Raw genomic sequence first — 10,755 nt, 5'->3', positions numbered from 1 at the left:
CTTGATGACAGGCGTTCTTTAGTTTGTCCGGCAAATTGCGGTTCTTTAATTTTAACTGACAGAATATAAGCACATTTATCCCAGATATCCTCAGGAGTTAATTTTAAACCGCGTGGTAGTAGGTTGCGGATATCACAAAACTCACGCATTGCATCTAACAACCCCTGTCTAAAACCATTAACGTGTGTACCACCTTGTACTGTCGGGATCAAATTAACGTAACTTTCTGAAAGCGAATCCCCCCCTTCCGGCAGCCAAACTACCGCCCAATCAGCCATCTCTCTGTTTGCGGTAAATTTACCCACAAATGGCGTTGAGGGTAATAGTTCATTTTCAGAAACGGCCTCAAGCAGGTAATCATTTAAACCATCTTGATAACACCACTGATAATCATTTTTATTAACTTTATCTTTAAATTTAACACTTAAACCCGGGCATAAAACCGCTTTGGCTTTTAACAGATGTAAAAGGCGTGAAACCGAAAAACGGGCGCTGTCAAAATAAGAGGGATCCGGATAAAAACGTACACTTGTACCTGTATTACGTTTACCGCAACTGCCTGTAACATGTAGCTCTTCGACTTTATTTCCATTTTCAAAGGCAATTTCATAAACTTGTGCATCACGGCGAATACTTACATCAACTCTTTTAGACAGAGCATTAACCACTGAGATACCGACACCGTGCAAACCGCCTGATATTTCATAATTTTTACCTGAGAATTTACCACCAGCATGTAATTTACAAAAAATCAGCTCCACACCTGAAATCCCCTCTTCAGGGTGAATATCAATCGGCATGCCTCGGCCATCATCAATCACTTCAATTGATTGATCTTCATATAAAATAACTTGAATAACAGTTGCATGACCCGCTAGCGCCTCATCGACACTATTATCGATAACTTCTTGAGCAAGATGATTAGGGCGTGAGGTTTCGGTGTACATCCCTGGACGATGACGAACAGGATCAAGCCCGTTTAGAACTTCAATGGAATCTGAATTATACTGTTCGCTCATGCTTGCGCCTATTTTAAAAATCAAGTGATTGTATCAATCTCACGCACAGCGTAAGAGAGTGAATGTTTAAAGCTAATAATAACAATTTGCAGAATTACTTCCCACTGATAGTTAGCAGGAGTTAACTATTCTTTAAATCCCAATTATATTGGTCGCTGATGCTTGCTGCTATCTCGGGAAACTAAATTATTTAAAGCAATGACGACTTTAAAATAAAAATTCAATAATATCAGGCAGATAACGATCAAAGCCAATAAAACTATGATCCCCTCCCTGTTCACAGGTTATTTTACACTGTTTATATTTTTGCAGCGCTTCACGATAATCTAATATTTCATCATCTTTTTGTAATAACACCCAACATTGCTCTGGCGTGCCTATATATGGAACTTCCAGTGCTTTTAATTGTGCCAGGTAATTTGTACCTATCTGATAGGTTTCTGACGTATAGGGATGCTTTTGTTGCCCTGCATGTGAAAGTAAAAGGTAGGGGGAAACGGCAGGGTTAATCAATAACACCTTAACTTGGTATTTCTCTGCTATTTTAGTTGCCAAATAACCACCTAGTGAACTCCCCATCACTGCTATTTGATCCTTTTTGTGTTTTTCCAAAACAGATTCAACCAGTTCCCACATCTGCTCAGGAAAACAGGGAAGTTGTGGGCAGACAAAGGTGATTTCGGGAAAATAGCTAGCCAGATAAGCCGACATTTGTTGGGCTTTTAATGATTCAGGCGAACTATGAAAACCGTGCAGAGCTAATAAAATTTTTGCCATTATAGCAATTCCTATAATTAGGTATCTATCTAGAAATTGCGCAGAGCAAAGTATTGCTGGTAATAACTAATTACTCTAATTATACAAAATCGTATGCAACGATTTTTCACAGCTTAGCTGGCCACGCAGTGTTGTTAGGCTGGATGTTATGAATAAAATCAAGTAACAAGCTATCGACAATTTCTGTATAACAGATTAAATAATTGCCGAATTTGCTATCAATAACCTTTTGCATCCGCATCAACGGTAAATGCGCCCTGCTCTAACCGCTCAATACGAGTACTGATATCACCCTCTTTATTAAGTGATAAATAGCGGTAACCCGGTGCTTGTGAATCAAGCGCAAAATCATCAGAGTTTGGTTTGAACTGCACACAAGTTGATGGTGTCGTCATAAAACAGATGCCATTGTGTAAAATATCGCCAGCTTGATGAACATGTCCGGATAACACTGCTCGTACATTATCAAAGGACTCTATTAAATCTAAAAACGGTTGGCTGTTTTTTAAGATATGCTGATCAAGCCATGCAGATCCCACAGGTAAAACATGATGATGGATACAGATTAAAGTATGTTTATCAGGGTACTCATCTAGTGCCTGCTGTAAAAAACATAATTGTTGCTCACTTAGTCCGCCATAGACAACGCCTTCTACTTGCGAGTCCAGCATTATAATTTGCCAATGATCACTGATAATTTGTCTCGTTTGCGCTAAACCTTGCTGCAATAAGCTAGGTAACATAACCGCTTGTATATCATGATTTCCGGGCAACCAGTAACAAGGCATCTCTAAGGTTTTTATATGTGTTGTAAAATCGATATATGATTGTTCAGAATGATCTTGAGAAAGATCACCCGTTGATAAAACTGCAAGACATTCAGATGAGTATCTTGACGCATGCTCAATCACAGCCTCGTAGCTTTGTACCGTTTTAATACCGAGCAGATCTTTTTCCCTATCTGAAAAAAGATGCATATCTGTGATCTGCAAAAGCGGTAAATCACCTTGTGCATTTGCTTTTAATTGTGCGACTTGTGTCTTCATAGCGCTCATATATTGGTTTAAATATTTTGTTAGCAGGTTATTACTGATTATAAATCAGGCAATTGATTTGTAACTTACATAAGTCCACAATTTTATCATTTGCTAGTTACCGATTACCAATTAAAAGCCAAAAATGTTAGCGATGCCTCATTTACTTTTCAGATCTGCTCGATAAAGAAACAAAGATTACAAATGCAGACCCTTTTCTTTATTTAGTTCAAGCCATTGCAGCGCAATAATGGTGGCCGCATTATTAATTTTTCCATCAATTACCCACTGATAAGCCGTTTCTCTGGGCAAAACATGAACACGAATATCTTCACCTTCATCCGCTAAACCATGAATTCCACTTGCCAGACTACTGTCAACATTAGCGATAAACAGATCTATTTGTTCCGTTGTGCCTCCAGGGCTGACCAGGTAGTTGGTAATGAATTGGCACGAATTAACGGTTAATCCAGCCTCCTCAAGTGCTTCGCGTTTTACCACCTCCTCTGGCATTTCCCCTTCTTCAATAATGCCCGCCACCAACTCAAATAACCATGGGGATTGTTTCGTTTCCATCGCCCCCAAACGAAACTGCTCAAGCAAAACAACCCTGTCGTTTTTGACATCATAGGGTAATAATGCGGCGGCATGACCGCGTTCGAAAAACTCGCGCTGAATCTCTGCACTCCAACCACCAGCAAATAGTTTATGTTGTAATGTGTACTTATTACACTTAAAAAAACCTTTGTATAAAGGCTCTTTTTTTAATATTTTCACATCACTGTGGTTATAGCTTGGCTGTTTTGTTTCACTTGAAACTGAATGTTCGTTCATTTTCTGCTACCCTTCCAAAATTCATACATAACTTTTATAGTTTATAATACACTTAAGCAATTGTATGCTAGCCTATTATTTAAACTATTTGATATTACTCAACAGGACTCTTGGTCATGACGATAAAACGAATCTCTCTCGCATCATTAATTGCATTAACGAGTATCAGTTACTCTGTTCATGCTGATAATTTATTACAGATTTATCAAACAGCTAAAATCAAAGATCCCACTATTCTTAAAAGCAAAGCGCAGTATGACGTATATTTAGAAAAAGTATCTGAAGCAAATGCGGCTTTATTACCGCAAATCGGTTTCGGACTTAACGCAGGTTATACAAGTGCAAGTGAAGATGAAGCAACAAATTCAAACTATGGTGCAAACCTTTCTTTAAGCCAGTCACTTTATAATGGCTCATATTGGCAACAGCTGGATCTTGCCGAAAAGCAAGCAACACAGTTTGCAACCATTTACGGCTATGCTGCCCAAGATCTGTTACTTAGAACTTCGACCGCTTATTTTAATGTATTGCGTGCAGATGAAGCGGTTAAATCGGTACAGGCGAATAAACGCGCGGTTGAGCGTCAACTAGAGCAAACTAAACAACGTTTTGAAGTGGGTCTGATTGCCATTACAGACGTGCATGAAGCACAAGCTGAATACGATCGAACAAATGCCGATGAAATAACCGCACAAAACAACCTCGACAACTCATATTACACCCTGCGTGAATTAACAGGCGAAGATATTCACAACGTTGCTTATCTAAATACCGATATTTTTTCACCCCAAGAACTAGAAGGGGATATTAAATCTTGGCGCAACAGATCCATCGAGCATAACCTTAATCTGCATGGTAAACGCATCTCAAAAGAGCTGGCGCAAATGCAGATTGAGTTAGCTAAAACAGGACATCTGCCAACCTTAGATTTAACCGCTAGTTTAGGTTATGACAATACAGATTATGATATCGATGCGCCAATAACTCGCGATACTGATATGAGTGCTGCAACCGTTGGGATTAACTTAAATGTACCCATTTACACTGGTGGCAACATCACTTCACAGGTTAAACAGGCACAATATAATTACATCTTCGCAAGTGAAGACTTAGTGCTAACATTCCGTAGCATCGAAACACAAGTCAGCAGTGGTTATAACAATGTACGCGCATCAATCAGCTCAATTCAAGCTTACGAGCAAACGGTAACCTCTTCAAATAGCGCACTTAAAGCAACGGAAGCTGGCTTTGAAGTCGGCACCCGTACCATTGTTGATGTATTAGATGCGACGCGTAACTTATATGCATCAGAAAATCAGCTCGCCAATGCGCGCTATGATTACATTCTAAATATGCTGCAGCTTAAATTCTCAGCAGGCACATTAGCAGAGCAAGACATCATAGATGTTTCTGCAGGTTTAGTTGAAAAATAGGTAAAGCCAAGCAAAAAGATAACAACAGATAAACCCAAAGGAAAGCTAAATGCTTTCCTTTTTTTTTAAAGGAACAAATGCCATGTTAGAAAAATTAAAAGGCGCACTACAGCAACGTTACAGCACCAAAGTATTTAAAGCTGGAGAAGATATTGAAGAGGATAAACTGCAACTTTTATTAGACACGCTACCACTCTCTCCAACCTCTATTAATTCACAAGCCTGGCATCTTTATTTAATTAGCAACCCGGCTAAAAAAGCACAGCTGGCAGAAGCCACCTGGCAGAGTAACCAGGACAAATATAAAGACAGTGCTTACCTTCTTATTTTTTGTGCAAAAACCACATTTAACAGACAAGATCTGCAGGATATAGAACAACTCACTGCCGATATACGAGATATTGAAGTTAATGAAGCACGCGTTGAAATGCTCAACAACTATATTGGCAGCATGTCTGAAAATGAGCGCCAGGAATGGTTAAAACGACAAGTCTGTATTGTTTTCGGACAGTTTTTGACAACATGTGCGCTGCTTGATTTAGACAGCTGTCCAATTGAAGGCTTTGATACAAAAGCTATGGATCAACTGCTTGGCTTAAAGGAGAAAGGTTTAACATCCGTGGTCAGCGCAGTGCTTGGAAAGCGGGATCTTAGTGATTTTAATACCTTAGATAAAGCGCAGAAGGTACGCTTTCCGCGCGAAAAAATGATCACAGAGATCAAATAAATCCAAGCCCCCCTAACAGGAGGCTAATCAAATAGGGCACGTAAATTTGCGATGCCTTTATCAGCTAACTGCTTTTTCTGTTGATCTGTCTTTTTCCGAGGGCCGCTTTCCCAGTCAAGATCATCCTGAGGTAATTCAGATAAGAAACGGCTTGGTGTAGGTTTAATTAACTCACCATATTGATTACGCTCTTTTGCCAGTGTAAAGGTTAACTCTTTCTGTGCACGGGTAATGCCCACATAAGCAAGGCGCCGTTCCTCTTCAACATTATCTTCATCGATGCTCACTTGATGCGGTAAAATCCCCTCTTCCATCCCTATCATATACACAAACGGGAATTCCAGCCCTTTCGATGCATGCAAGGTCATCAGCTGCACCTGATCTAACTCTTCCTCTTCTTCATTACGAGAAAGCATATCGCGCAGCGTTAAGCGTGCGACAACCTGTTCAAGTGTCATCTCTTCATCAAGATCATCACCTTTAAGCATCTCTGTTACCCATTTAAATAACATAGATACGTTTTTCATCTGCATTTCTGCCGCCTTCGGGCTTGGGCTGCTCTCGTATAACCAGTCTTCGTAACCAATATCCCGGATCAAATCGCGCACCACATCAACAGACTCTTCCCGCTTCAGGCGATCATTCAATTCCACCAACCAGCGGGTAAAGGCTTGTAGTGACTGCAAACCTTTACCTGATAACGTCTGCTCTAAGCCCATTTCAAAACTTGCCGCAAACATACTAATCTGTCGTAAATTAGCATAATTCCCCAGTTTCTCACGAGTCGCAGCACCTATGCCGCGCGTTGGTTTGTTAACAACTCGTATAAACGCATTCTCATCATCGTGATTCACTAACAGCTTTAAATACGCCATGATGTCTTTGATTTCACTTCGAGCAAAAAATGAGGTGCCGCCGCTAATGCGATAGGGAATACGGTTTTCCATCATCACTTTTTCAAGTAAACGGCTTTGATGGTTACCACGGTAAAGTACCGCATAATCACTAAATGAAGCACCATTCATAAATTTATGGCCGGATAACTCCATTACTACACGTTCAGCTTCATGCTGCTCATTTTTTGCAAACAGCACTTTAATGGATTCACCATAAGCCAGTTCGCTAAAAAGACGTTTATCAAATTCATGCGGGTTATTGGCGATTAATATATTGGCGGCTTTTAAGACTCGCTGACTGGAGCGGTAATTCTGCTCAAGTTTCACCACTTTTAACTGCGGAAAATCGTTTTGTAATAACACCAAGTTTTCAGGACGGGCACCGCGCCACGAATAGATTGACTGATCATCATCCCCCACCACAGTAAACCTTGCGCGCTCGCCGACTAGGGCTTTAATTAATTCATACTGACTGGTATTGGTATCCTGGTACTCATCGACCAGTAGATAACGAATTTTTTTCTGCCAGCGTAAACGAACTTCTTCTTTTAAAGTGAGCAGCAGAGTGGGCATTACAATTAAATCATCAAAATCCAGCGCGTTATAAGCTTTTAACTGACGCTGATAAAGGTCATAACAATGAGCAAAGATAACATCACGCTCACCTTTTGCCTGTTTGATTGCCTGCGGAGGTAAAACTAAAGCATTTTTCCAGTTAGAGATTTGTGTAACTAACGCTTTAAGCTGATCCATATCTTCTTGCAGCTGCTTTTCGGTCAGTTCTTTTAATAACGCTAAGGTATCTTGATCATCAAACAGGGTAAAACCCGCTTTCATGCCTAAGGTTTTATATTCACGTTTGATAATATCTAAACCTAATGAGTGAAAAGTCGATACCATCAAACCACGCGCTTCCTTTCGTCCCAGCGTCTGGCTGACACGCTCTTTCATTTCCCGAGCGGCTTTGTTGGTGAAGGTTACCGCCGCAATATTTTTGGCTAAATAATCACAATTCTGCACTAAGTGGGCAATTTTATTGGTTATTACGCGGGTTTTACCGCTTCCCGCCCCCGCTAGAACAAGACAGGGGCCTGAGATCATTTTTACTGCGGCATCTTGTCCGGGGTTAAGCTTCATGGTATTTCCTAAATATATTTAAATAATTTCAGCAGGCATATTTTACGTGAGTTTAAGGTGAATACCAACGCCCAATATGAATTGTCATGCACAGCATAGGGGACAATAAAGCCGCTATTCACAACGAACCGTTTTAGATCAAGCGATTAAATTTCATTTAAGCATTGCATAAAAAGATGAATGCACGATAATGAACGTTCATTCATTATCGGTGTGTTTATGGACAAACGACAACAGATTTTAGCGACTGCTGAAGCATTGTTAGCAGAACGCGGACTTTACGGCTTATCAATGAAACTATTAGCAGACACTGCGGGTATTGCTGCCGGTACCATTTATCGCTATTTTGAAAATAAAGAAACATTAATTCGCGAATTGTATCTACACATTACTCAAGAAGGCGCACACACTTTTTTTAAAGGCTGGTCAGACAAACAAACTCCAGAACAAAAATATAAGCTGTTATGGCGAAATACATTTGATGCGGTGCTAAAAAATCCGCAACGATTAGCGGTTATTGAAATGCTTTTTTCGCAGCCCGATCTAGCTCAAGGACAAGCTGCTTTATGTGAAGATGGCGCATTTTATCCCTTATTCGATTTTTATCAGCAAGGAATAGTTGAGGGCCGCTTTCACAACTGGCAAGTCTCCGCATTAATCGCAGTAAGTTTTGATAGTGCTATTAATTTAGCCAGAAAAGTAATAAGAAAACGCTTCAATGCAGATGAAATTCAAATCAACCAGGTCAGAGATGCATCTTGGTTGATAATTCAAAAAATTTAATTTAAATAATTAAGGTAACATAATGAAAAAATGGATCGCTTCGGCACTATTATTAGCAGTACTGGTCTTCGGTAGTGTGATTGGTTTTAACATGTTTAAAGCGGAAAAAATTAAAGAATTTCTAGCTAACCGCCCTATCCCTGAATTTCCAGTGACCAGTACAAGTATTAAACTTGAAGACTGGACACCTCACCTGCGTGCGATTGGTTTTATAGAACCAACTCAAGGCGTTAATATTGCCAATGAAGTGGCAGGTAAAGTCGTGAAAATCAACTTTGAGTCAGGCCAAAAACTAAAAGCGGGTGATGCGCTTATTTATCTTGATTCCGAAGTGGAAAAAGCCAACCTAAAAGCCGCTCAAGGGCGTATCTCCGCAGTTAAAGGTAACTACAAACGGATGTCTTCATTATTCCAAAAAGGCTCAGTTTCACAAGGTCAAGTTGATGATGCCGAAGCGGAGATGTTAGCACTGCAAGGTCAAATAGAAAGTTATCAGGCAACTATTAGCCGCCGGGTTATTCGCGCGCCATTTAGCGGCATAACAGGTTTACGTAATGTTTATATGGGTGATTATTTAACGGCAGGCTCAGATATTGTCCGTTTAGAAGATGTCAGTCGCATGCGTTTACGTTTTACCATTGCACAAAATGATCTCAATAAAATTCATATCGGTCAGAGCATGGATATATTTGTTGATGCCGAGCCGGAAACGACTTTTAAAGGTACAATTTCAGCAATTGAACCTGCTGTTAACTTCCAAAGTGGTGTCATTCAAGTGCAGGCGGACATCCCAAATACAGAACAAAAGTTACGATCTGGCATGTTTGCTAAAGCCAATATTATTTTGCCGACACTGCAAGCACAAATTATCATTCCAGAAACAGCGATTAATTACACCCTTTACGGTGAGACCGTTTACCTGCTGAGTGAGCAACAAACTAAAGAGGGTAAAATTTTTCTGCAGGCAGATCAACGTATCGTAAAACTGGGTAAAAGCAAAGATGGCGCAATACATGTCCTAGCAGGTTTAAGTAAAAGTGATGTGATTGTGACCAGTGGCCAAGTACGTTTAAGTAATGGTGCGCATGTTAAAGTTATTGAATCCGATATTTTACATAAACCAGCTGAAATTCCAGCGCTGTAGGGGGTCTAATGAAATTTACTGATACCTTTATACGCCGTCCGGTACTGGCGATATCACTCAGTCTGCTGATCGTTTTATTAGGTCTGCAGGCACTCGGAAAAATGCAGGTACGTGAGTACCCGACCATGACCAATACGGTTGTGACTGTCTCAACCAGTTATTACGGGGCTAACGCGGATCTTATTCAGGGTTTTATTACCCAACCGATTGAGCAGGCAATTGCGCAAGCGGATAATATCGACTTTATCACTTCGCAAAGTTTTATGGGCAACTCAAGCATTAGCGTCTATATGAAGCTTAATACCGACCCTAATGGTGCGGTTGCCGATATTCTTGCCAAAGTAAATAGTGTGCGTTCGCAACTGCCAAGTGAAGCGGAAGATCCGACTATTGATATGAGTACAGGTTCAACTACCTCGGTTATTTATATCTCTTTTTCGAGCGAACAACTCAATTCCAGCCAAATTACCGATTATCTTGAACGAGTTATTAAACCTCAGCTCTTTAGTATCAATGGGGTCGCGAAAGTTAATCTTTATGGCGGTACTCAATTTGCGCTGCGTATCTGGATAGATCCTGAACGTATGGCGGGATTCAATCTGACGACACAAGATGTTGTACAAATTCTGCAGGCGAATAATATTCAGTCAGCAACGGGACAAGCAAACAGTTATTACACCCTGTTTAACGGTAATACAGAGACGCAGGTAAAAAGCAGTGCTGAATTAGAAAACCTGATTATCGCCACACGTGAAAATGGTAAAGTGATCCGCCTGCAGGATATTGCCCGCGTTTCATTAGAAAAGAGCCATGATACCTCTCGTACAATGGCGAACGGTAATGACGCTGTTGTTGTGGCCATAGATGCGGCGCCGACCGCCAATCCGCTTGATATCACGGCAGGTGTACGTGAAATGTTGCCGGAGTTAGAAAAAAACAATCCAAGTTCCATAAAAATGGAGGTTTTATAT

At 40.4% G+C, this 10,755-nt stretch carries 9 protein-coding genes and 1 pseudogene; 5 read left to right on the top strand and 5 right to left on the bottom strand.

Annotated elements, in window-relative coordinates:
* The 4 genes from AC4GME_RS11875 to nudF form a co-directional block, all read right to left on the bottom strand.
* Window positions 1–1,019: ATP-binding protein (locus AC4GME_RS11875; protein ID WP_490379438.1), on the bottom strand; the 1,019-nt coding region annotated here is incomplete at its 3' end.
* A 207-nt stretch (window positions 1,020–1,226) separates the two neighbouring features.
* Window positions 1,227–1,796 carry a YqiA/YcfP family alpha/beta fold hydrolase gene (locus AC4GME_RS11870; RefSeq protein ID WP_490376246.1) on the bottom strand — a complete coding sequence of 190 codons (570 nt, stop codon included), beginning with the start codon at window positions 1,794–1,796 and terminating at the stop codon, window positions 1,227–1,229.
* A gap of 218 nt (window positions 1,797–2,014) precedes the next feature.
* A complete protein-coding gene (gene cpdA / locus AC4GME_RS11865) occupies window positions 2,015–2,842 on the bottom strand; it encodes a 3',5'-cyclic-AMP phosphodiesterase (protein ID WP_490376247.1) in 828 nt (275 codons plus the stop codon).
* Between the two features lie 186 nt (window positions 2,843–3,028).
* Window positions 3,029–3,664, bottom strand: coding sequence for an ADP-ribose diphosphatase (gene nudF / locus AC4GME_RS11860; RefSeq protein WP_490376248.1), 636 nt, complete (start codon window positions 3,662–3,664; stop codon window positions 3,029–3,031).
* 116 nt (window positions 3,665–3,780) lie between these two features.
* Here nudF and tolC point away from each other — a divergent pair, with 116 nt between their 5' ends.
* Together tolC and AC4GME_RS11850 are read left to right on the top strand one after the other, a co-directional pair.
* Entirely contained in the window at window positions 3,781–5,097 is a 1,317-nt protein-coding gene (tolC, locus tag AC4GME_RS11855) for an outer membrane channel protein TolC (protein ID WP_490376249.1), read from the top strand.
* An 82-nt stretch (window positions 5,098–5,179) separates the two neighbouring features.
* Window positions 5,180–5,824 carry a nitroreductase family protein gene (locus tag AC4GME_RS11850; RefSeq protein WP_490376250.1) on the top strand — a complete coding sequence of 215 codons (645 nt, stop codon included), beginning with the start codon at window positions 5,180–5,182 and terminating at the stop codon, window positions 5,822–5,824.
* Between the two features lie 23 nt (window positions 5,825–5,847).
* Here the strand turns inward: AC4GME_RS11850 and rep are convergent, their stop codons facing one another.
* Complete coding sequence (gene rep / locus AC4GME_RS11845; RefSeq protein ID WP_490376251.1) at window positions 5,848–7,857, bottom strand: DNA helicase Rep; 2,010 nt, start codon at window positions 7,855–7,857, stop codon at window positions 5,848–5,850.
* A gap of 180 nt (window positions 7,858–8,037) precedes the next feature.
* On the opposite strand from rep, the gene AC4GME_RS11840 reads away from it, so the two are divergent.
* The 3 genes and pseudogenes from AC4GME_RS11840 to AC4GME_RS11830 form a co-directional block, all read left to right on the top strand.
* A complete protein-coding gene (locus tag AC4GME_RS11840) occupies window positions 8,038–8,640 on the top strand; it encodes a TetR/AcrR family transcriptional regulator (RefSeq protein WP_490376252.1) in 603 nt (200 codons plus the stop codon).
* Window positions 8,641–8,662: 22 nt separating this feature from the next.
* Window positions 8,663–9,784: an efflux RND transporter periplasmic adaptor subunit gene (locus AC4GME_RS11835; RefSeq protein ID WP_490376253.1), complete on the top strand. Its 1,122-nt coding sequence runs from the start codon at window positions 8,663–8,665 to the stop codon at window positions 9,782–9,784.
* An 8-nt stretch (window positions 9,785–9,792) separates the two neighbouring features.
* Window positions 9,793–10,755 (top strand): annotated as a pseudogene (locus AC4GME_RS11830) (efflux RND transporter permease subunit); the annotation flags it as partial.

This window comes from Psychromonas sp., from assembly GCF_983033635.1.
This window is presented reverse-complemented; position numbering and strand designations above follow the sequence as displayed.